22 protein-coding genes are annotated in these 22455 nt (G+C 68.8%); 21 read left to right on the top strand and 1 reads right to left on the bottom strand.

Annotation, left to right across the window (positions count from 1 at the left end):
* The first annotated feature begins 54 nt into the window (after window positions 1-54).
* The 14 genes from A9X00_RS20860 (at window position 55) to A9X00_RS20795 (ending at window position 12220) form a co-directional block, all read left to right on the top strand.
* A complete protein-coding gene (locus A9X00_RS20860; protein WP_067157795.1) occupies window positions 55-969 on the top strand; it encodes an NAD(P)H-binding protein in 915 nt (304 codons plus the stop codon).
* Window positions 970-1025: 56 nt separating this feature from the next.
* Window positions 1026-2195 (top strand): CaiB/BaiF CoA-transferase family protein, encoded by a 1170-nt coding sequence (locus A9X00_RS20855; protein ID WP_067157792.1) that lies wholly within the window; start codon window positions 1026-1028, stop codon window positions 2193-2195.
* A 90-nt stretch (window positions 2196-2285) separates the two neighbouring features.
* Window positions 2286-2843 carry a hypothetical protein gene (locus A9X00_RS20850; RefSeq protein ID WP_067157789.1) on the top strand — a complete coding sequence of 186 codons (558 nt, stop codon included), beginning with the start codon at window positions 2286-2288 and terminating at the stop codon, window positions 2841-2843.
* A 3-nt stretch (window positions 2844-2846) separates the two neighbouring features.
* Window positions 2847-3551, top strand: coding sequence for an NIPSNAP family protein (locus A9X00_RS20845; RefSeq protein WP_067157786.1), 705 nt, complete (start codon window positions 2847-2849; stop codon window positions 3549-3551).
* Entirely contained in the window at window positions 3548-4756 is a 1209-nt protein-coding gene (locus A9X00_RS20840) for a cytochrome P450 (RefSeq protein ID WP_067157784.1), read from the top strand. The genes A9X00_RS20845 and A9X00_RS20840 overlap by 4 nt, the downstream gene beginning before the upstream one ends.
* Before the next feature lies 1 nt (window position 4757).
* Window positions 4758-5726 (top strand): zinc-binding dehydrogenase, encoded by a 969-nt coding sequence (locus A9X00_RS20835; protein ID WP_067157780.1) that lies wholly within the window; start codon window positions 4758-4760, stop codon window positions 5724-5726.
* Window positions 5723-6460 (top strand): HpcH/HpaI aldolase/citrate lyase family protein, encoded by a 738-nt coding sequence (locus tag A9X00_RS20830; RefSeq protein ID WP_067157776.1) that lies wholly within the window; start codon window positions 5723-5725, stop codon window positions 6458-6460. Before A9X00_RS20835 ends, A9X00_RS20830 begins: the two co-directional genes overlap by 4 nt.
* Entirely contained in the window at window positions 6457-6849 is a 393-nt protein-coding gene (locus A9X00_RS20825) for a nuclear transport factor 2 family protein (protein WP_067157774.1), read from the top strand. The genes A9X00_RS20830 and A9X00_RS20825 overlap by 4 nt, the downstream gene beginning before the upstream one ends.
* Entirely contained in the window at window positions 6846-7574 is a 729-nt protein-coding gene (locus A9X00_RS20820) for an SDR family NAD(P)-dependent oxidoreductase (RefSeq protein WP_082975414.1), read from the top strand. Before A9X00_RS20825 ends, A9X00_RS20820 begins: the two co-directional genes overlap by 4 nt.
* Window positions 7556-9031: an NAD(P)/FAD-dependent oxidoreductase gene (locus tag A9X00_RS20815; protein WP_067157771.1), complete on the top strand. Its 1476-nt coding sequence runs from the start codon at window positions 7556-7558 to the stop codon at window positions 9029-9031. Before A9X00_RS20820 ends, A9X00_RS20815 begins: the two co-directional genes overlap by 19 nt.
* Complete coding sequence (locus A9X00_RS20810; protein WP_067157768.1) at window positions 9028-9972, top strand: alpha/beta hydrolase; 945 nt, start codon at window positions 9028-9030, stop codon at window positions 9970-9972. Before A9X00_RS20815 ends, A9X00_RS20810 begins: the two co-directional genes overlap by 4 nt.
* 19 nt (window positions 9973-9991) lie before the next feature.
* On the top strand, window positions 9992-11299 hold the full coding sequence (locus A9X00_RS20805; RefSeq protein WP_067157765.1) for a hydroxyacid-oxoacid transhydrogenase: 1308 nt from the start codon (window positions 9992-9994) through the stop codon (window positions 11297-11299).
* Window positions 11300-11303: 4 nt separating this feature from the next.
* On the top strand, window positions 11304-11756 hold the full coding sequence (locus tag A9X00_RS20800) for a thioesterase family protein (protein ID WP_067157762.1): 453 nt from the start codon (window positions 11304-11306) through the stop codon (window positions 11754-11756).
* Window positions 11757-11785: 29 nt separating this feature from the next.
* A complete protein-coding gene (locus tag A9X00_RS20795) occupies window positions 11786-12220 on the top strand; it encodes an SRPBCC family protein (RefSeq protein ID WP_067157759.1) in 435 nt (144 codons plus the stop codon).
* Between the two features lie 218 nt (window positions 12221-12438).
* Here the strand turns inward: A9X00_RS20795 and A9X00_RS20790 are convergent, their stop codons facing one another.
* Window positions 12439-13119, bottom strand: a complete 681-nt coding sequence (locus A9X00_RS20790) for a GntR family transcriptional regulator (protein ID WP_197515223.1) — start codon at window positions 13117-13119, stop codon at window positions 12439-12441.
* Between the two features lie 161 nt (window positions 13120-13280).
* On the opposite strand from A9X00_RS20790, the gene fadD5 reads away from it, so the two are divergent.
* The 7 genes from fadD5 to A9X00_RS20755 form a co-directional block, all read left to right on the top strand.
* A complete protein-coding gene (gene fadD5, locus A9X00_RS20785) occupies window positions 13281-14918 on the top strand; it encodes a fatty-acid--CoA ligase FadD5 (RefSeq protein ID WP_067157753.1) in 1638 nt (545 codons plus the stop codon).
* A 247-nt stretch (window positions 14919-15165) separates the two neighbouring features.
* Window positions 15166-15972 (top strand): ABC transporter permease, encoded by an 807-nt coding sequence (locus tag A9X00_RS20780; RefSeq protein WP_067157750.1) that lies wholly within the window; start codon window positions 15166-15168, stop codon window positions 15970-15972.
* Window position 15973: 1 nt separating this feature from the next.
* Window positions 15974-16843, top strand: coding sequence for an ABC transporter permease (locus tag A9X00_RS20775; protein WP_067157746.1), 870 nt, complete (start codon window positions 15974-15976; stop codon window positions 16841-16843).
* 2 nt (window positions 16844-16845) lie between these two features.
* Window positions 16846-18192: an MCE family protein gene (locus A9X00_RS20770; protein ID WP_067157743.1), complete on the top strand. Its 1347-nt coding sequence runs from the start codon at window positions 16846-16848 to the stop codon at window positions 18190-18192.
* A complete protein-coding gene (locus A9X00_RS20765; RefSeq protein WP_067157740.1) occupies window positions 18189-19229 on the top strand; it encodes a virulence factor Mce family protein in 1041 nt (346 codons plus the stop codon). The genes A9X00_RS20770 and A9X00_RS20765 overlap by 4 nt, the downstream gene beginning before the upstream one ends.
* Window positions 19226-20815: a virulence factor Mce family protein gene (locus tag A9X00_RS20760; protein WP_067157737.1), complete on the top strand. Its 1590-nt coding sequence runs from the start codon at window positions 19226-19228 to the stop codon at window positions 20813-20815. The genes A9X00_RS20765 and A9X00_RS20760 overlap by 4 nt, the downstream gene beginning before the upstream one ends.
* A partial coding sequence (locus tag A9X00_RS20755; RefSeq protein ID WP_156772211.1) for a virulence factor Mce family protein occupies window positions 20812-22455 on the top strand: 1644 nt, incomplete at its 3' end. The genes A9X00_RS20760 and A9X00_RS20755, both read left to right, overlap by 4 nt.

The raw sequence follows: 22455 nt of genomic DNA, 5'->3' as shown, positions 1-22455 counted from the left end.
AGCACGTGCTTACATCTTACTAACGTTATCGTTACTCAGCAATGGAGGCAAAGGATGCCATCGGATCAGCTGTTCCTCGTCACCGCCGCCACAGGCAACACCGGGGCGCCGAGCGTGAAAATCCTGCTCGATGCGGGCCACCGGGTCCGCGCCTTCGTGCACCGCGTTGACCACCGGTCCGACGCACTGGCCGCCCTCGGCGCCGAGATCGTCGAGGGCGACCTGCTGGACTTCCGCTCCGTCAGCTCGGCCATGGCCGGTGTCGACGCCGCGTACTTCTGCTACCCGATCGCCCCGGGCACTCTGCTTCCCGCCACCGCGATCTTTGCCCAGGCCGCCAGCGAGGCCGGCGTCGGCGCCGTGGTCAACATGTCGCAGATATCCGCTCGACGAGACGCGAAAAGCAATGCAGCCCAGCAGCATTGGCTGGCCGAGCGACTGCTCGATCGCGCCGCTTTCAAGACCACCCACCTGCGGCCGACGTTCTTCGCCGAATGGCTGAAATGGCAATGGCAGCGCGGCGACAACCAGGGCGTCCTGCGGCTTCCGTTCGGCACCGGACGACACGCCCCGATCTCCGGGCTCGACCAAGCTCGGGTGATCGCGGCGATCCTGCAAAATCCTGCGCCACACGACCGCCAGGTCTACCCGCTCGTCGGCGACCACGAGCTCGACCACTACGGCATCGCCGGGGAAATCGCCGACACGCTCGGGATCCCGGTGCACTACGAGCCGGTCGACATCCCCGCCTTTGCGGCCGCCCTCACCGCCCAGGGCCGGACGGACTTCTTCGTCCAGCACATCAGCAGCGTCGCCCAGGACTATCAGGACGGGATTTTCGCCGGCGAGAACAACCTTGTCGAGGTCATCAGCGGCCACAAGCCGATGACCATCGCCGATTACGTCAACGCCAACCGCGCCGAGTTCGACCACGACGGCCCGTTCGCGTACCAGCGGCTCGCGAGCTGACGCTCCCGGCACGGGGATGCGTGCGGTCCGGTTGGCGACAGGGTAGGAACTTACCCATGGCCGGACCGGTGGAAGGCATCAAAGTCGTCGAACTCGGGGTCTGGGTGGCCGGACCGGCCGCCGCCGGGATCCTGGCCGACTGGGGCGCCGACGTGATCAAGATCGAGCCGCCGGCCGGTGACCCGGGTCGCATGTTCGGCCGGATGCTGGGCTGCGATCTCGGGGTCAACCCGCCGTTCGAAATGGACAACCGATCCAAGCGCAGCGTCGTCTTGGACCTCACCGCCGCGGCCGATCGCGACACCGCGCTCGAATTGCTTTCCGACGCGGACGTTTTCATCACCAATGTGCGCCCGGGCGCGTTGCGGCGCCTAGGCCTGGATTACGCGACGCTGTCCGAGCGCAACGCCCGCCTCGTCTACGGCCTGATCACCGGGTACGGCGAGACCGGGCCCGACGCCGACCGCGCCGCCTACGACATCGCGGCGTTCTGGGCGCGCGCCGGCCTGGCTCACCTGCTCACCCGGCCCGGCGACACCCCGCCGTTCCAGCGGGGCGGCATGGGCGACCACTCGGCCGGCATGACCCTGGCCGCAGCCGTGTGCGCGGCCCTGGTCGCCCGCGACCGCACCGGCGCGGGCCAACTGGTGACCACCTCGCTGTACCGCCAGGGCGCCTACACCGTGAGCTTCGACCTCAACACCTACCTGCTGACCGGCCAACCGATCGCGGTCGGGCAACGCGAGCAGATGGGCAACCCCGCCATGAACAACTACGCGGCGGGCGACGGGCGGCGGTTCTGGATCGTCGGGCTCGACGTCGAGCGGCACTGGCCGCCGCTGTGCCGCGCCGTCGGCCGACCCGAGTGGCTGGACGATCCCCGATTCGCCGACGCCGGGGCCCGCGCCGTCAACGCCGTGGCGCTGGTCGCCGAGCTGGACCGGATCTTCGCGACCAAGTCGCTCGACGAGTGGGCGGAGGTCTTCGCGGGCGAACCGGATTTCTTCTGGTCGCCGGTCAACGCGCTCGAGGACGTGGTCGCCGACGAGCAGTTCCACGCCGCGGGCGGCCTGGTCGACGTGCCGGACGGACAAGCCGCCGTCACCATGGTTGCCACGCCGGCGGACTTCCACGGCACGCCGTGGGCGCCGCGCTCCGTGGCGCCGGAACTGGGTCAGCACACCGACGAGGTTCTGGCCGAGCTCAAGGCCCGGCGGGGGTCCTGAAGCCCGCCGGGCGCCTTTACAAATTTCGCTCGAAGTGTCACGCTGTCCGGTGACAGCAGCCCACGACGAGCGCCCCAGGAAACACCAACGATGGTCACTCCAACGTTCGACATCAGCCACCACCGCCGGGTCGGCCCCGCACGAACGATCCGCGCGGACGGCGAGTGCTTGCGGTATCGGCTGGACGTCTTCGCGGCCAGCGCCGCCGACGTCGTGCAATCGGCCGGGGGGTGGCTCTACGACCGGGTGATGGCCGGTTGGGAGGTGACCGCGCTGCTGCCACACGGCGGCGATGCGCACTCCCTGCGGATCCTCGGCGTGCAGGCATTCGACGGCGAGGCGCGGCCGGCCCTCGCCGCGTCGAGAAGCCAGAGCCTGGCGGTCAGCGCCGAGGCGTTCGCCGCCGACGCGGGCGTGCGGGAAAAGGTGCTCGAGTCGCTGGACGACCGGTGGACCGAGGTCGCGCTGTGGGGCGACGGCTGGCCCCTGGGCGTCGACCGTGCGATGACCCGGACGCAACACGTGCTCAGCGCGGCGGCGCGCCGATTCAAGGGCTACGCGCTTGCGGCGGCGGGATTGCCCTGCGATTCAGTCGATCCCACCGAGCCGCTGCTCTGCGACATGGCAGCCAACTCGCGGCTCTATTAGCCCATGAAAAAGTACTACGGCCACACCCTGCTCTACCTGCACGAGACGATCTCACTGGGATCAGGGCGCAGCGACGCCTTTACCGAAACGTTCACCGGCACTTACCAGCCGATGATGGACGAGCTCGGCGCACGGCTGTTCGCCATCTGGGAGACCACCGCGTACAACGGCCACTGGCCACAGGTCACGATCATCTGGGAGATCGACGGATTCACCGACTACGCCAGGATCGCCGCCGCCCAGGCGCGCGGCGGCAGCCATGAGGTCGCGGCCGGCAAATGGTCGGAATTCCTGGCCGGCATCGGCGCCTCGGGCGAGGGGCGGATCATGTACCCGGGGCCGAGCAACAAAACGCTGGCCCAGCTGCGCGAGTCGAATTTCGGTGCGGCGCTGGTCATTCAGGAGATCATGCAGACCAAGCCGGGGCGCCAGGACGACTACATCCGCGAGCTCGAGCGGCTCTACGTCCCCTGGTCGGAGCGCACCGGCAAGCGGTGGCTGGGTTCGTTCACGACGACCTTCCGCTACAACGAGGTCATCCACTACTGGGTGCTGGACGGCGGCTGGGAGTGCTTCGCCAACCATTACCCGTCGTTCAAGGAGACCCCACCCGCCGAGCTCGTCACCTGGATGAGCGTGGCGCCGGCGCTGCGCGACGGCTGGGAGGACTCGATACTGCAGGCCCTACCCCCCTCGCCACTGCAGTGAGCTTTTCGTACGACCCGTTCGACGCGGAAGTGATGGCAAACCCGTTGCCGTACTACCGGATCCTGCGCGACGAGCACCCGGTCTACTACATGCCGCAGTGGGACACCTACGCGCTGTCGCGCTTCGAGGACATCTGGCAGGTGCTCGAGGTCAACGACGGAACGTTCGTCGCGACGGAAGGCACGTTGCCCCCGGCGTCGGTGCTGGCTCGGCACAACGACGGGCCGCTCGACGACCCGCCACTGCACCCGCTGCCGTTTCATGCCGTCTTCGACACCGACCTGTACGCCGAGATCCGGCGCGCGCACTTCCAGCCGCTGCGTCCGAGGTCGGTCGCCGGGCTGGAGGCCCGGATCCGCACGCTGGCCAACGAGCGCCTCGACGAGCTGCTGCCACGGGGCTTGTTCGACCTGACCCAGGAGTACGGCGGCATCGTCGCCGCTTCGATGGTGTGCGGATTGCTGGGCCTGCCCGACGATCTCGCACCCCAGGTGCTGGCCGCGGTCAACGCCGGCAGTTTGGCCGAGCCCGGCGAGGGCGTCGACACCGCGCAGGCGCGGCCCAACTACCTCGAATTCCTGACACCCGTGGTCGAGGGCCGCCGGTCCGGGTCCGGGGACGCGCTCCCGGTCGTCGACGGCCTGCTGGGCTACCGCCTGCCCGACGGAAGTTCGCTGTCCGACGTCGAGGTCGCCACCCAGATGCTGTGCATCTTCATCGGCGGGACGGAGACGGTGCCCAAGATCGTCGCCCACGGACTGTGGGAGCTCAGCCAGCGGCCCGACCAGATGGCCGCGGTCTGCGCCGACCCGACCACAAACGTGCCGATCGCGCGCGAGGAGATGATCCGCTATTGCGCACCAGCGCAGTGGTTCGCCCGAACGGCCCGCAAGCCGTACACAATTCACGGCCAGACCATCCGGCCCGGCCAGCGCGTCATCACCCTGCTCGCGTCCGCGAACCGCGACGAGCGGGAGTACGAGAACCCCGACGAATTCGTGTGGAACCGGCCGATCCGCCGTGCCCTGGCGTTCGGCCGCGGCCAGCACTTCTGCATCGGCTACCACCTGGCCCGGCTGGAAATCGATGTGCTGCTGACCGAATGGCTGCGCCGCGTGCCCGACTTCGCGATCCGGGGCGACGCCGCCACCCGGCTGCCGTCCAGCTTCCAGTGGGGATACAACAAGATCCCGGTGGAGGTCTGACGTGTGGTCCTACCGGATCATCGCCCCCTACCAGTTCGAGCGGACGTCGATCCCCGACAAGACGCCGGATCAGCTGACCGAAGGCCAAGTCCTGCTACGATTTTCGGCCGCCGGCGTCTGCGGCAGTGACCTGCCGGCCTTCCGCGGCAACAGGGGCCGGCTGCCCGGCGACGACGGGCCAAGCGCCGCCGAAAAGGACGGGTTCCCGATCCACGAGGTGGCCGGCGAGGTGATCGCCAGCCGTCACCCGGATCATCGCCCCGGCGACCGGGTGGTGGGCTGGGCATCCGGGTTCGACGGCCTGATGGAACGCGTGATCAGCGACGGCAGCATGCTGGCGCCCTACGACCCGGCGCTCAGCCCGGCGGAGGCGATCGGCCTGCAACCGCTGGCGTGCGTGCTCTATGCCTGCGAACAGCTGCCCGACCTGGCCGGCCGGCATGTCGCGATCATCGGCCAGGGCTCCATCGGCCTGCTGTTCTCCTATGTGGCCAAGGCCGCGGGCGCCCGGCGCGTCACCGGCGTCGACCCCGTCGACCGCACAAGCCACGCAACGGCATTCGGCGTCGACGACCCGGTGCACGCGACCAGCGACCGCTGGGTGAGCCAGCTGGCCCCCGGCGACCGCGCCGACGTCGTCATCGAAGCCGTCGGGCACCAGGTGGCCACCCTCGTGCACGCCATCGAGGCCACCGCGCCCGGCGGCACTGTGTTCTATTTCGGCGTGGCCGACGACGAGGCCTACCCGATCAGCATGCGCCTGATGCTGCGCAACAACCTGACGCTGAAATCCGGTGTGACCCTGGACCGGCGGCGGGTCCTGGACACCGCGGCCAAGTTCGCCGACGAGCATCCCGAGCTGCTCGGCACCTACCTCACCCACACCTTCGGCGTGGACGACGTGCAGGGCGCCTTCGACCTGGCCTGCCGGCCCGCGCCCGAGCGGATCAAGATCGCGATCGCCGAGTGAGCGTCTTCGACGGCGACCGAGCCCCCATCTGGGGCGGCTGGATCACGGGACCCACGGCGCTCGGTCCGGAGGAATTCGCCAGGGCCGGTTACGATTACGTCGGCTTCGACGCCCAGCATGGCTACATCGACGACGCGGACATCGCCGGCATGCTGCGGCGCCTCGAGCACGTGCCGATCGGCACGGCGGTGCGGCTGCCCAACGCCGACGCGGCGCCGATCGGGCGGGTCGCCGATGCGGGGGCCGACGCTGTCGTCATCGCGATGATCGAGTCGGCGGACGAGGCGGCCGCTGCGGTGGCGGCCACCCGCTACCCGCCGGCGGGCGTCCGCAGCTTCGGCCCGCTGCGCGCCAGCCTGGGCCACGACACCGCCGCGCTGGAGTCCCGGGTGAGCGTGTTCGCGATGATCGAGACCGCTGCGGCGCTGTCCGGCCTCGACGAGATCTGCGCCGTCGAAGGGCTGGCCGGGCTGTACATCGGGCCCGCCGACCTGGCCCTGTCGATGGGCGTGGATATTGTTGGTGCGACCAAGCATCCGGCCGTGCTGGACGCGATAGTCCAAATACATCGCGCCGCCACCGAGGCGGGCCTCATCACCGGCATCCACGCCGGGGACGGCAAGACGGGTCACGCCATGGCAAGGCTGGGAATCCGGATGATCACCCTGACCGCGGAATCGCAGGCCCTGCGGCGCGGCGCGGCCGAACACCTGCGCGAGGCTCGCGAACAGTGACCGAGACCGCAATACGCGAACTCATTGCCGCCTACGCGCTGGCGCTGGATGCCGGCGATGGGGATGAATGCGTCCAACTCTTCACCGCGGACGCCCAATTCCTGGTCTATGGAAAGTCTTTCGACGGGCATGACGCGATCCGCAATATGTTCCGGGACGCGCCGCGCGGCCTGCACCTGACCGGGGTCTCGCGCATCGACGTGAATGGCGACACCGCGACGGCCCGGTCGCAGGTGCTGTTCGTCAGGGCGGGTGACCTGCACCTGCGGCCCGCCTTGTACGACGATGAGCTGGTCCGCGCCGACGGCCGCTGGCGCTTTTCGCGCCGCCGGTGCCAATTCGTCACCAGCCGCGGCCTGTCCGACAGCCCCGAGGTGTCGTCATCGTGAGCCGACGCGTCGCACTGGTGACCGGCGCCGCCGGCGGACAGGGCTGGGCCATGGCCAAGCGGCTGCGCTCGGCCGGCCATGCGGTGGCCGCCTGCGATCGGCGCGCCGACGAACTCGCCGCCGCGGTCGACGAATTGGGTGACGACGAGGTGATCGGGATCCCGCTCGACGTCACTTCGCCCGAGCAGTGGGAGGCGGCCGTCCGCACGGCCGTCGAGCGCTTCGGGTCGCTGACGGCGCTCGTCAACAACGCCGGCGCGCTGCACCGCGCCTCGTTGGCCGACGAGACCGCCGAGGGCTTCGAAAGCGCCTGGCGGATCAACTGTTTCGGCGCCTTCCTCGGCATCCAGGCGACGCTCCCTCAGCTGCGCGCGGCCACGAACGCGTCCATCGTCAACATCTGCAGCACCGGGGCGATCCGCCCCTTCCCCCGGCACGCCGCCTACGGCTCCTCCAAATGGGCGCTGCGGGGCCTGACCCAAAACGCCGCGGCCGAATTGGCCCCGTTCGGCATCCGCGTCAACGCGGTGTTTCCCGGGCCCGTCGCGACCCCGATGCTCGACGACGCCACCCAGCTGCGGCTGGCCGCGTCGTCGGCGTTCGGGCGGATCGGCCAACCGACCGAGATCGCCGACGCGGTGGCGTTTCTGGTCTCCGAGGAAGCCTCGTTCATCACGGGCGCCGAACTTGTCGTCGACGGTGGGCAATGCCTGCAGATCCAATGAGCCTGTCGGTCGGCATCATCGGTGCCGGACCCGGCGGCATGGCGCTGGGAATCCTGTTGGCCCAAGCCGGCTTCCACGACTTCACCATCTTCGACCGCGAGGACGACGTCGGCGGCACCTGGCTGATCAACACCTATCCGGGGCTGGCGTGTGACGTCAAGTCGCACCTCTACTCCTACTCGTTCGACCTGAACTCGGACTGGTCGCGGCTGTGGCCGGCGCAGCCCGAGATCCTGGAGTATTTCCAGCGGTGCGCCGACAAGTACGGCCTGCGCCCACACCTGAGGTTGCGCACCGAAATCGTCTCGGCGCGTTGGGAAGAGGACGCCCAGCGGTGGTGCCTGACCACGGCCGCCGGCGAAACGCACCACTTCAACATCGTGGTGTCCGCCGTGGGGCTGTTCACCCGCCCCCTGTTCCCGGAGCTGGTGCAGGAGGAGCCGTTCACCGGCACGCTGATGCACTCGTCCCGATGGGACCATTCGGTCCCGCTCGAGGGCACCCGGGTGGCGGTGCTGGGCACCGGATCGACGGCCTCGCAACTGCTTCCGGAGCTGGCCAAGGTGGCCGACAAGGTGTACTCGGTGCAGCGGTCACCGACGTGGATCCTGCCCAAGCCCGACCGGCCCTACACCGTACGGGAACGCTGGCTGTTCGCCCACATACCGTTCGCCAAGAGGCTGTACCGCACGCGGCTGTGGCTGCGCAGCGAGTCCAACATCTCGGTGATCGAGCACGGCAGCGAAAAGACCGAGGAGTTCAAGGCGATCGCGCTGGACATGCTCGAAAAGACCGTCCCCGACGAGGAATTGCGCCGCAAGCTCACCCCGGATCATCCGATGGGCTGCAAGCGACTGGTGTTCTCCTCGGACTACTTGCCCACGTTGACCCGCCCGAACGTCGAGGTGCTGGACAGCCCGGCGCGCTGCCTGCGCGCGCGCAGCCTGGTCACCGAGGACGGCACCGAACGCGACGTCGACGTCGTGGTGTGCGCGACGGGCTACGCCGCGGCCGACTACCTGGGAGAGCTGGATGTGTCCGGCGAGGGTGGCACGACGCTGCGCGAGGTGTGGCGCGACGGGGCCCACGCGTATTTCGGCATGGCCGTCCCCGGATTCCCCAACTTCTTCATGCTCTACGGACCGAACACCAACGTCGGTTCGAACAGCGTGATCTTCATGCTCGAAGCCCAGGCCCGCTACATCGTGCGCGCGCTGAAACACATGCGGCGCCGGGGCAAGACGTACGTCGCGGTGCGGCCCGCCGCGCTGGCGGCGTTCGTCGCCAAGGTCGACCGCTGGATGGTCGGCACGGTGTGGACCACCCAGTGCAGCAACTACTTCCGCGCCCCCAACGGGCGCGTGGTGACGCAGTGGCCGCGCAGCGCGCGTAGCTTCTGGGGGATGACGCGCAGATTCAGGCCCGCCGACTTCACCTTCCAGGCGCCGGCTCGATGACGGAACCGGTCGGGTTGGACGGCTTCGAGCGGCTGGATCCCGCTCTGCAGGCAGTCGCGACCACGCGCACCGACTTTTCCGCCGCCTCGATCGGGCTCATCCGCGAGCCGTTCAACCAGCGCCGCCGGGAGGCCGCCGAGCGCACCGACGCCCGGGGCGTGCGGATCGTCGACGACAAGGTGGCGACGGACTCCGGCTACGTGCCGGTGCGTATTTACCATGGCGGCGAAGCGAATCCGGCGCCGGTGATCGTCTACTGCCACGCCGGCGGCTTCGCGCTGGGAAACCTGGACACCGATCACCGCCAGTGCATCGAGCTGGCAAGCCGCGGCGGCTGCACTGTCGTGTCGGTCGACTACCGGTTGGCGCCGGAGCATCCCTACCCGGCCGCGCTGGACGACGCGATCGCCGTGCTGCGCTGGGTGGCGGCGACCGCGGCCGAACTGGCCGTCGACCCGGCGCGCCTGGCCGTCGGGGGCAGCAGCGCCGGCGCCACCCTGGCGGCGTGCCTGGCGCACGGCGCCGCGGACGGTTCGCTGCCCGCGGTCGCGTTCCAGCTGCTGCACCAGCCCGTGCTGGACGATCGGGAAACCGCGTCCAAGGCCGAGTTCTGCACCAGCCCAGCCTTCGACAGCGAGGCCGCCGAGCTGATGTGGCGCCATTACCTTGGGCCCGCCGCCGGGCTGTCGGCCGCGGTGCCCGCCCGCCGCGGCCAATTCGCCGGCCTGCCACCGGCTTTGATCACCTGTGCGGAGATCGATCCCTTTCGCGACGAAGCCGTGGACTACGCGTTGCAGCTGCTGCGCGCCGGGGTGTCCGCCGAATTGCACGTGTTCCCCCGGACCTGTCACGGCTTCGATTCGCTGCTGCCGGACTGGTCGGACTCCGAGCGGTTGTTCGCCCTGCAGGGCGAGGCCCTGCGGCGCGGGTGGTCAACCTGATCGACCTAGGATGGCACGGATGGCGTGCTGCGGATTCCCGATTCCCGCCGAGGACTGCGACGGGGCCTTCACCGTCGACGCGTCACGAGTGACCTTCGGGCGCGGCTGCCTCGCGGAGGTGGGCGACAGGGCGCGCGCCCTCGGGCTGCGTCGGGTGGCGTTGTTCACCGACGCCGGCGTCGCCGGGCTGCCCGTCTTCGCCACGACCCGCGACTCGCTCGTCGCGGCCGGGTTGGACGTCATCACCTACACCGACGTGCACGTCGAGCCCACCGACGCGTCGTTTGCCGATGCGGCCCGCTTCGCGCAGGAGTGCAACCCCGACGGCTACGTGTCGCTGGGCGGCGGCTCCGTGATCGACACCTGCAAGGCGGCCAACCTGTATGCCACCCATCCCGCCGACTTTCTCGCATACGTCAATGCGCCGATCGGCGAGGGCAAGCCCATTCCCGGCCCGCTCAAGCCGCACATCGCCTGTCCCACGACGGCGGGCACCGGCAGCGAGGTGACCGGCATCGCGATCTTCGACCTGGTGTCGCTGAAGGCCAAGACGGGCATCGCATCTCACGCGCTGCGCCCCACCGAGGCCCTCGTCGACCCCGACTGCACCGCCAGCCTGCCGCCCGAGGTCGTCGCGTCGGCGGGCCTCGACGTGCTGTCCCACGCCCTGGAGTCCTACACCGCGCGGCCCTACGTGCGGCGGCGCGCACCCGAGCGGCCCAGCCTGCGACCGATGAGCCAGGGCGCCAACCCGTGGAGCGACCTGGGTTGCCGCGAGGCGCTGCGCCTGCTGGGACGGTATCTGGAACGCGCGACGCGCGACGCCTCCGACAGCGAGGCCCGCGAGCAAATGATGTGGGCCGCAACGCTTGCCGGCATCGCGTTCGGCAACGCCGGCGTCCACGCGCCGCACGGCATGGCCTACGCGGTGGCGGGGCTGGTCCGTGACTTCCGCCCCGCCGGTTACCCACCCGACGAGCCGCTGGTGCCGCACGGCATGGCCGTCATCCTCAACGCGCCGTCGTCGTTCCGCTTCACCGCGCAGGCGAACCCGGAGCGGCACCTGGAGGGGGCGTGGCTGCTCGGCGCCGAGACCCGGGGCGCCGGCGCCGAGGACGCGGGCGAGGTGCTCACCGACGAACTCATCCGGATCATGCGCGCCGTGGGCATGCCGAACGGACTGGGCGGGGTGGGCTACACCGAGGACGACGCGGCGGCCCTGACCGAGAGCGCCTACCCCCAGCAGCGCCTGCTGCAGAACGCCCCACGGGAGATGACCAAACCGGTTCTCGGGGACCTGTTCCGGCAGGCCATGCGGTACTGGTAGACCAATGGCCTCGACTCCGCCGGAGAACCTCACCAGCGCCGACTTCCCGGTCTTATGGCCGGTGGGAACCCGGTGGGCCGACAACGACATGTTCGGCCACCTCAACAACGCGGTGTACTACCAGCTGTTCGACACCGCGATCAACGCGTGGATCAACACCAGCGTCCGCGTCGACCCGCTCGGGACGCCCGCGCTGGGCATCGTCGCCGAGTCGGGCTGCCGCTACTTCTCCGAACGGCATTTCCCGGAAGGCCTCGCGGTGGGCCTCGCGGTGACCCGCCTCGGCCGCAGCAGCGTCACCTACCGGCTCGGCGTGTTCCGGTCGGGCGAAGGACCGCAACCGATCACCGCGCTGGGGCACTGGGTGCACGTCTACGTCGACCGGACCAGCCGCAAGCCGGTGCCGATTCCCGACACCATCCGCTCGCTGCTGGCGACGGCCTGCGTGGATCAATAGCGCGGCGGGTCGCCCGATATGCTTCGCGGGTGCCAGTTTTGAGCAAGACCGTCGAGGTCAGCGCCAACGCCGCGGCGATCATGGGCATCGTCGCCGATTTCGAGCGCTACCCGGAGTGGAACGAGGAGATCAAGGGCCTGTGGGTGCTCGCCCGCTACGACGACGGGCGCCCCAGCCAGGTGCGGCTGGACGCCGATTACCAGGGCATGCAGGCCACGTTCATCCAGGCGATCTACTACCCGGGCGAAAATCAGATCCAGACCGTCCTGCAGCAGGGCGACCTGTTCTCCAAGCAGGAGCAGCTGTTCAGTGTGGTGGAGACCGGGGCGGCTAGCCTGCTGACGGTGGACATGGACGTCGAGACGACGCTGCCGGTCCCCGCGCCGATGGTGAAGTCGATGGCCGGCAACGTGCTCGACCATCTCGCCGAGAACCTCAAGCAGCGCGCCGAGCAGCTGGGCTGAGCTAGATCGTGGCGACCCGCTTCGCCCGGCTACGCCGCCCTCGCGATCGCCACGGGGTAGCGCTCGCGTCGCGAGCGCGCCGCACGGTCACTTGAGTGTGCATTGAGGGCTTTGGGTGTTACTCCTGGGCGGGAAAATCGCCGGAATCGCGCCGCCAATACACACCGAAAACCGTCAGCTCACACTGACCGTTGCGGGGCGGACATTTGTCAGCCGACTCAGTCGAAGCTTCCCGCGCGGTTCAGCATCACGGTGAGCCGGGCAGCCGCGTCGGTGAACTGCCAGACGGTGTGCTCGATCACGGCGTCCGCGTCGCGTCGGCGCAGCGCCGCGATCAGCTCCCGGTGGTGGGCGACCGTGGCCGCGCCCCATTCGGGATCCGCCGCGTATACCTCGGTCGGCATGTAGCGCGCGGCGTTGAGCAGGAACCAGGCCAGCTTGATCCGGCCGCTGGCCTGGTTGAAGACGCGGTGAAAAGCGAACTCGAGGCCCGCGATGGTGGCGGGCTCGCCGGCGCCGACGGCCGCTTCGAGCGAGTTGTTGATGCGGTGCAGCTCGTCGATCTGGGCGTCGGTGATGTGGTCGGTGGCGGCGGCGGCCAGCTCCCGGGCGATCGTCTCCTGCAGCCAGAAGATGTCCCGGATGTCTTGGCGGCTCAGCGGCAGCACGACGTGGCCGCGGTGCGGTTCCAGCTGCACCATGCCCTCACCGCGCAGCTTCAGCAGGGCCTCGCGCACCGGCGTGACGCTGACCCCGAGCTCGGCCGCGGTCTCGTCGAGGCGGATGAACGTGCCCGGGCGCAACGCCCCGGACATGATCGCCGCGCGCAGGTGGGCCGCAACCTCGTCGGACAGCTGCGCCCGGCGCAGCGGTCGCCGGGGCCTCGGCTGGATCGACATCGGTGCGTTCACGCGGGCTGCCAGGGGTTTCGCGGGCTGGGCGGGTCTTGTTCTGGTCTTGTCAGAGCGGCACTAAAGCCATAATGTGACCCACGTAACACCATGTTTTATCAAATATCAACCTGTCGCAAGCGGTGCGTGAGGTAAAGGGGAGACAGCAGTTGACCGCGCAATTGGCCAATCTGACCCAGGCCACCGAGCAGCCCTACCTGGCCCGGCGGCAGAACTGGGTCAACCAACTGGAGCGGCACGCGCTGATGCAACCCACCGCGACGGCGCTGCGGTTCCTGGGCACCACGGTCACCTGGCAGGGCCTGCACAACCGGGTCACCGCGCTGGCCGACGCGTTGAGTCGCCGGGGCGTCGGGTTCGGCGACCGGGTCATGATCCTGATGCTCAACCGCACCGAATTCGTGGAGTCGGTCCTGGCCGTCAACTCGCTCGGGGCCATCGCGGTCCCGCTCAACTTCCGGCTCACGTCGGCCGAGATCGCCTTCCTGGTCGACGACTGCGAGGCCCGGGTGCTGCTCACCGAGGCGGTGCTCGCCCCGGTGGCCACCGGGGTGCGCGACATCCAGCCGATGCTCGACACCATCGTGGTCGCCGGCGCGTCGACGGACGAAGGGTTGTTCGGCTACGAGGACCTCATCGACGAGCCGGGTGATGAGCGCGAGCCGGTCGACATCCCGAACGATTCGCCGGCGCTGATCATGTACACCTCGGGCACCACCGGCCGGCCGAAGGGCGCGGTGCTGACCCATGCCAACCTGACCGGCCAGACGATGACCGGGCTGTACACCATGGGCGCCGATATAAATAGCGACGTCGGTTTCGTCGGCGTCCCGTTCTTCCATATCGCGGGCATCGGCAACATGCTGACGTCGATGTTGCTCGGCGTCCCCACCGTGATCTACCCGCTGGGTGCGTTCGACCCGGGCCAGCTGCTCGACGTGCTGGCGGCGGAGAAGGTGACCGGCCTGTTCCTGGTTCCGGCGCAGTGGCAGGCGGTGTGCGCGGAACAGCGGGCGCGACCCCGGGATCTGAGGTTGCGGGTGATGTCGTGGGGGGCCGCCCCGGCGACCGACGCGCTGCTGCGGGAGATGTCGGCGACGTTCCCCGGGACGCAGATCCTGGCCGCCTTCGGACAGACCGAGATGTCCCCCGTCACCTGCATGCTGCTCGGCGAGGACGCGATCCGGAAGCGCGGCTCGGTGGGCAAGGTGATCCCCACCGTCGCCGCGCGCGTGGTCGACGAGAACATGAACGACGTCCCCGTCGGCGAGGTCGGCGAAATCGTCTACCGCGCACCGACATTGATGAGCGGCTACTGGAACAATCCGCAGGCCACCGCGGAGGCCTTCGCCGGCGGTTGGTTCCACTCCGGGGACCTCGTCCGGATGGACGAGGACGGCTACGTCTGGGTGGTGGATCGCAAGAAGGACATGATCATCTCCGGCGGCGAGAACATCTACTGTGCGGAGGTCGAGAACGTCCTCGCCGGCCATCCCCAGATCGCCGAGGTCGCCGTCATCGGCCGGGCCCACGACAAGTGGGGCGAGGTGCCGATCGCGGTCGCGGCGGTCACCGGCGACCCGCCGCGGCTGGAGGACTTAGAGGAGTTCCTGGCCGAGCGGCTCGCGCGGTACAAGCATCCGAAGGCGCTCGAGATCGTCGATGCACTGCCCCGCAATCCGGCCGGGAAGGTGCTCAAGACTGAGCTACGGGTTCGCTACGGGGGCGTCAATATGACCGAAAGTGGTTCCGCGGCAAGGGATTTGACCACACGAGGGGAAGGTTGACGGAAGCTGTAACGTTTGCCCGCTGTTGACGAAGGGTTAATTGTGCGGATGCAGTTCACACGCTCAAGGCCATCGGGTACATTCCTGTGGTCTCCGTTACTACTTGCGGGTAGGGAGCCGATGGTCACAGACACATGGTCGGGGTGCGCTGGGGGTGTCCCCGACCGCGGGACGGAGAGGGGGCGGCGCGTGCGACTCGTTTCGCTGCGGGCCCCGGGGCACGCGAGGTCGAGGTGAGGGGGAGCCGGTGACTTCGACGACGGATCGTCCACACCTGGTCGGCTACCTGCGCGACCAGTTGGAGACGCCGCTGACGCTCATCGGCGGGTTCTTCCGGATGTGTGTTCTCACCGGTAAGGCGCTGTTCCGCTGGCCCTTCCAATGGCGCGAGTTCGTCCTGCAGTGCTGGTTCATCATGCGGGTGGCTTTCCTGCCGACCATCTTTGTGTCGATCCCGCTGACCGTGCTGCTGATCTTCACCCTCAACGTGCTGCTGGCCCAGTTCGGTGCCGCGGACCTGTCCGGCGCGGGCGCCGCCATCGGCGCGGTCACCCAGCTCGGCCCGCTGACCACGGTGCTGGTGGTCGCCGGCGCCGGGTCCACCGCGATCTGCGCCGACCTGGGTGCGCGCACCATCCGCGAGGAGATCGACGCGATGGAGGTGCTCGGCATCGACCCGATCCACCGGCTGGTGGTGCCCCGGGTGATCGCCGCGACCCTGGTCGCGACGCTGCTCAACGGCCTCGTCATCACCGTCGGCCTGGTGGGCGGCTACCTGTTCGGGGTGTACCTGCAGAACGTGTCGGGCGGGGCCTATCTGGCGACCCTGACCACCATCACGGGCCTGCCGGAGGTGGTCATCGCGACGGTCAAGGCCGCCATGTTCGGCCTGATCGCCGGCCTGGTCGGCTGCTTCCGCGGGCTGACCGTGCGCGGCGGCTCCAAGGGCCTGGGCACCGCCGTCAACGAAACGGTGGTGCTTTGCGTGGTCGCGCTGTACGCGGTCAATGTCGTGCTGACCACCATCGGCGTCCGATTCGGAACGGGGCGCTGACATGTCGACCGGTGCGGTGTTGCGCGCCCGCTTCCCGCGGGCCGTCGAGAACGTCAACCGGTACGGCGGTGCCTTCGGCCGCGGACTCGACGACGTCGGGCAGATGGCCTGGTTCGGTGTGGTGGCCCTCGGGCACATCCCGCACGCGCTGCGCAACTACCGCAAGGAGACGCTGCGACTCATCGCCCAGATCGGCATGGGCACCGGCGCGATGGCCGTCGTCGGCGGCACCGTCGCGATCGTCGGGTTCGTGACGTTGTCCGGTAGCTCCCTGGTCGCCATCCAGGGGTTCGCCTCGCTGGGCAACATCGGCGTCGAGGCGTTCACCGGGTTCTTCGCCGCGCTGATCAACGTGCGCATCGCCGCGCCCGTCGTCACCGGCATCTCGATGGCCGCCACGGTCGGCGCGGGCGCCACCGCGGAGCTGGGTGCCATGCGGATCAGCGAGGAGATCGACGCGCTGGAAGTCATGGGCATCAAGTCGATTTCGTTCCTGGCGACCACCCGCATCATGGCCGGGCTGGTGGTGATCATCCCGCTCTATTCGCTGGCGATGATCATGTCGTTCCTCTCCCCGCAGATCACCACGACCGTGCTGTACGGGCAGTCGCACGGCACCTACGAGCACTACTTCCGGACGTTCCTGCGCCCCGACGACGTGTTCTGGTCGTTCGTGGAGGCCATCCTCATCACGGCCGTCGTGATGATCACCCACTGCTTCTACGGGTACAACGCCGGCGGCGGGCCCGTCGGCGTGGGCGAGGCCGTCGGCCGGTCGATGCGGTTTTCGCTGGTGTCGGTGCAGGTTGTCGTTTTGGCCGCCGCGTTGGCGCTCTACGGCGTCAACCCCAACTTCGCGTTGACGGTGTAGCCATGACCACCCTAGGCGCGCCCGGCAAGGTCAACCCGCCCCGCAACCCGCCGTACAAGTTGGCGGGGGTCGCGCTGCTCGTCGTCGCCGCCGTGGCACTCGTCCTGGTGTACGGGCAGTTCCGGGGGGACTTCACCAAGAAGGAACACCTGACGATGGTGGCGTCCCGGGCCGGGCTGGTCATGGACCCGGGCTCCAAGGTGACCTACAACGGCGTGGAGATCGGCCGGGTTGCCAACATCTCGGAGACCGTCAAGGACGGCAAGCCGGCGGCCAAGTTCAACTTGGATGTCTACCCGCGCTACCTGAAGCTGATCCCGGCCAACGTGAACGCCGACATCAAGGCGACCACGGTGTTCGGCGGTAAATACGTGTCGCTGACGACGCCGAAAAACCCGTCGCCGCAACGGATCACGCCGCAGACCGTGATTGACGCCCGCTCGGTGACGACGGAGATCAACACGCTGTTCCAGACCATCACCGAGATCGCGCAGCAGGTGGATCCGGTGAAGCTGAACCTGACGCTGAGCGCCGCCGCGCAATCGCTGGCGGGGCTGGGCGACCGGGTCGGGCAGTCGATCGTGAACGCCAACGCGATCCTCGACGACGTCAACCCGCAGATGCCGCAGGCGCGGCGCGACATCCAGCAGCTGGCCAACCTGGGCGACACCTACGCCAACGCGGCGCCGGACCTGATCGACTTCCTGGACAAGTCGGTGGTCACCGCGCGCTCGATCAACGCGCAGCAGAAGGACCTGGATCAGGCGCTGCTGTCGGCCGCCGGGTTCGGCAACACCGGGGCCGACATCTTCGAGCGCGGCGGGCCCTACCTGGCGCGCGGGTCCAAGGACCTGGTGCCGACGGCCGAGCTGCTGGACACCTACAGCCCGGAGCTGTTCTGCACGGTCCGCAACTACCACGACATCGAACCCGTCGCGCGGACGTTCCTCGGCGGCAACGGCTATTCGCTCAACGCCGACACGAAGCTGCTCTCCGGGCTGGGCCTGCTCCTCAACCCGGTGTCGGCGATCACCCTCGTCGGCCTGATCGGGATCTTCGCGCTGCCCACCCAGGGACTGGCGGGCCTGGGCAACATCGCCACGCTGATCGGTGGGGCGCCCAACCCGTACATCTGGCCGGAGAACCTGCCCCGGGTGAATGGGCGCGGCGGACCGGGGGGCGCGCCCGGCTGCTGGCAGCACATCACCCATGACCTCTGGCCCGCACCCGAGCTGGTGATGGACTCCGGCAACAGCATCGCGCCGTACAACCACCTCGACACCGGTTCGCCGTATGCGATCGAGTACGTCTGGGGCCGCCAGGTAGGGGATAACACGATCAACCCATGAAAATCACCGGTACCATCGTCCGACTCAGCATCTTCTCGCTGGTGCTGCTGGTCTTCACTGTGATGATCGTCGTGGTGTTCGGCCAGATGCGGTTCGACCGCACCAACAAGTACTCGGCGGAGTTCACCAACGTCAGCGGTCTGCGGCAGGGCCAGTTCGTGCGCGCCTCCGGGGTGGAGATCGGCAAGGTCGACTCGGTGAAGCTGGTGGACGGCGGCAGGCGGGCGCGGGTGGACTTCAACGTCGACCGCTCGATCCCGCTGTATCAGTCGACGACGGCCCAGATCCGCTACCTCGACCTGATCGGAAACCGGTACCTGGAGCTCAAGCGCGGCGAGGGCGAGGGCGCCGACCGGGTCCTGCCCCCGGGCGGATTCATCCCCGCGTCGCGCACGTCGCCGGCCCTTGACCTCGACGCGCTGATCGGTGGGTTCAAGCCGCTGTTTAGGGCGCTGGACCCGCAGAAGGTCAACACCATCGCGACGGCGCTGGTCACTGTGTTCCAGGGTCAGGGCGGCACCATCAACGACATCCTCGACCAGACGGCGCAGCTGACCAACCAGCTCGGCGAGCGTGACCAGGCGATCGGCGAGGTGGTCAAGAACCTGAACATCGTGCTGGACACCACGGTTCGGCATCGCCAGCAATTCGATCAGACCGTCAACAACCTGGAGGTCCTGATCACCGGGCTGAAGGGCCACAGCGAGCAGCTGGCGGGCGGGACCGCGCACATCAGCAACGCCGCGGGCACGGTGACCGACCTGCTGGCCGAGGACCGGGGGCTGCTGCACAGCACGCTGAACTACCTGGACGCCGTTCAGCAGCCGCTCATCGATCAGCGCGAGCAGCTGAACGACTTCATCCACAAGGTGCCGACTGCGCTGAACATGATCGGGCGCACCATCGGTTCGTACGGTGACTTCGTCAACTTCTATGCCTGCGACATCACGCTCAAGATCAACGGGTTGCAGGCCGGTGGCCCCATTCGGACGGTCAAGCTGTTCAACCAGCCGACGGGCAGGTGCACGCCGCAATGAGAACGCTGGAACCCCCCAACCGGATGCGCATCGGCGTGATGGGCATCCTGGTCACGCTCCTGGTCATCGGCGTCGGGCAGAGCTTCACGAGCGTGCCCATGTTGATGGCCAAGCCGCATTACTACGGGCAGTTCACCGACTCCGGCGGTCTGACCCGGGGCGACAAGGTGCGCATCGCCGGCTTCGACGTCGGCAAGGTGGAGGCCCTCGACATCGACGGCGACCACGTCCTGATCAAGTTCAACATCGGCACCGAGAGCATCGGCACCGAGAGCCGGCTGGCGATCAAGACCGACACCATCCTGGGCAAGAAGGTCCTCGAGATCGAGAACCGGGGCAACAAGCAGCTGCGACCCGGTGACTCGCTGCCGATCGGCCAAAGCACCACGCCCTATCAGATCTATGACGCGTTCTTCGACGTGACGAAGGCCGCCAGCGGGTGGGACATCGACACGGTCAAGCAGTCGTTGCACGTGCTGTCGGAGACCATCGACCAGACCTATCCGCACCTGAGCGCCGCGCTCGACGGGGTGGCCAAGTTCTCCGACACGATCGGCAAGCGCGACGAGCAGATCAAGCACCTGCTCGCCCAGTCCAACCAGGTGGCCAGCATCCTGGGTGACCGCGCCGACCAGGTCGACCGGCTACTGGTGAACACCAAGATCTTGCTGGCCGCCTTTAACGAGCGCGGCCAGGCCATCAACGCGTTGCTCGCGAACATCGCGGCCTTCTCCGAACAGATCAAAGGGTTCATCAACGACAACCCCAACCTGAACCACGTGCTCGAGCAGCTGCGCACCGTCAGCGACATCCTGGTCCAGCGCAAGGACGATCTCGCCGCCGGTTTCACCGAGGTCGGCAAGTTCCTCCCGTCGCTCAACGAGGCCATCGCGTCGGGGCCGTTCTTCAAGGTGGTGCTGCACAACCTGTTCCCCGGTCAGATCGTGCAACCGTTCGTCGACGCCGCGTTCAAGAAGCGCGGCATCGACCCGGAGAACTTCTGGCGCAGCGCGGGTCTGCCGGAATTCCGGTGGCCCGACCCCAACGGCACCCGCCAGCCCAACGGCGCGCCGCCGCCGGCGCCGCCGGTGCTGGAGGGCACGCCCGACCACCCGGGTCCGGCCGTCCCGCCCGGCTCGCCGTGCTCGTACACGCCGGCGAACCCCGGCGGCAACGTCACCGTCGGCGACGAGGGTCTGCCGCGGCCGTGGAACCCGTTGCCCTGTGCGGGTGCCGGCATCGGTCCGTTCGGTGGGGTCGGCTTCCCGGCGCCGACCGACGTGTTGACGTCGCCGCCCAATCCCGACGGGCTGCCGCCCACCCCGGGCATCAACATCGCCGGGCGCCCGGGTGACCCGCCGCCCAACGTTCCCGGCACCCCCGTCCCGCTGCCGCCGCAGGCGCCGCCGGGTGCGCGCACCGAGAACCTGGGACCTGCCGGCCCGACGCCGCCGCCGTCGACGTTCGCGCCGGCCCTGCCGCCCGGACCGCCGGCACCCCCCGGGCCCGGGGTCCAGCTGCCGGCGCCGTTCATCAACCCCGGCGGCACGGGAGGCAGCGGCATCACGGGAGGTAGCCAGAATTGAGCACCATCTTTGATGTTCGCAACATCCGGCTGCCGAGGCTGTCGAGGACGTCGGTGATCATCGGCTCGCTGGCGATCGTGCTGGCCCTGGTTCTCGGGTACGCCGGCTGGCGGCTGTACCAGAAGCTGACGAACAACACCGTCGTGGCCTACTTCCCGGCCGCCAACGCGCTCTACGCCGGCGACAAGGTGCAGATCATGGGGCTGCGGGTGGGCGCGATCGACAAGATCGAGCCGGCCGGCGACAAGATGAAGGTCACCTTCCACTACCAGAACAAGTACAAGGTGCCGGCCAGCGCGTCGGCGGTGATCCTCAACCCCACCCTGGTGGCCTCGCGCGCGATCCAGCTGGAGCCGGCCTACAAGGGCGGCCCGGTGCTGGCCGACAACGCGGTGATCCCCGAAGACCGCACCCAGGTGCCGGTGGAGTGGGACGAACTGCGCAACAGCATCACCAACATCATCTCCAAGCTGGGCCCCACACAAGAGCAGCCCAAGGGTCCGTTCGGTGAGGTCATCGAGTCCTACGCGAACGGGTTGGCCGGCAAGGGCAAGGAGTTCAACACGACGCTGAACAGCCTGTCGCAGGCGCTGACCGCGCTCAACGAGGGTCGCGGCGACTTCTTCGCGGTGGTGCGCAGCCTGGCCCTGTTCGTCAACGCGCTGCACCAGGACGACCGGCAGTTCGTCGCGCTGAACGAGAACCTGGCGGATTTCACCGGGCGGCTCGCGAGCTCGGACGGCGCCCTGGCCGACGCCATACAGCAGTTCGACGGCCTGCTCAAGACGGTGCGGCCCTGGCTGGACCAGAACCGCGAGGTGCTGACCCACGACGTCAACAACCTGGCGACGGCGACGAACGCGCTGCTGCAACCGGATCCGCTGAACGGGCTGGAGACAGCGCTGCACGTCCTGCCGACGGCCGCGGCGAACATCAACCAGATCTATCACCCGACGCACGGGTCGGTGGTGGCCGTCCCGGCGATCACCAACTTCGCCAACCCGATGCAGTTCATCTGCAGCTCGATCCAGGCCGGCAGCCGGCTGGGTTACCAGGAGTCCGCCGAGTTGTGCGCGCAGTACCTGGCGCCGATCCTCGACGCGATCAAGTTCAACTACCTGCCGTTCGGCCTGAACATAGCCAGCACGGCCGAGACGCTGCCCAAGGACGTGGCCTACTCCGAGCCGCGCCTGCATCCGCCGAACGGATATAAGGACACCACCGTCCCCGGCATCTGGTCCCCGGATACGCCGACGTCGCACCGCAACACCGAACACGGGTGGATCGTGGCCCCCGGCATGCAGGGGCAGCAGGTGGGACCGATCACGCAAGGGCTCATGACGCCCGAGTCGCTGGCCGAGCTCATGGGCGGGCCCAACATTCCGCCCGTGCAGTCGACCCTGCAGACCCCGCCCGGGCCGCCGAACGCCTACGACGAGGGCCCCTCGCCGGTGATCGGTCTGAACCCGCCGCAGGTGCCGATTCCGCCGCCGCCGCCGGGGCCGGAGGTGGCCCCGGGTCCGGTCGCTCCGACGCCCCCGCCGGTCGCGGCGCCGGGCCCCAACGCCGGCGGGCCGCCGGCGGCCGCCGGTCTAGGCGGTGGGGCGGGGGGCGGGGGGGGGGGCGGCGGCGGGCGCGGG

This window comes from Mycobacterium sp. 1245805.9, assembly GCF_001672915.1.
Taxonomy (GTDB): Bacteria; Actinomycetota; Actinomycetes; order Mycobacteriales; family Mycobacteriaceae; genus Mycobacterium.
Note: the sequence above shows the minus strand (reverse complement) of the source record. Positions and strands in the feature narration are given on the sequence as shown.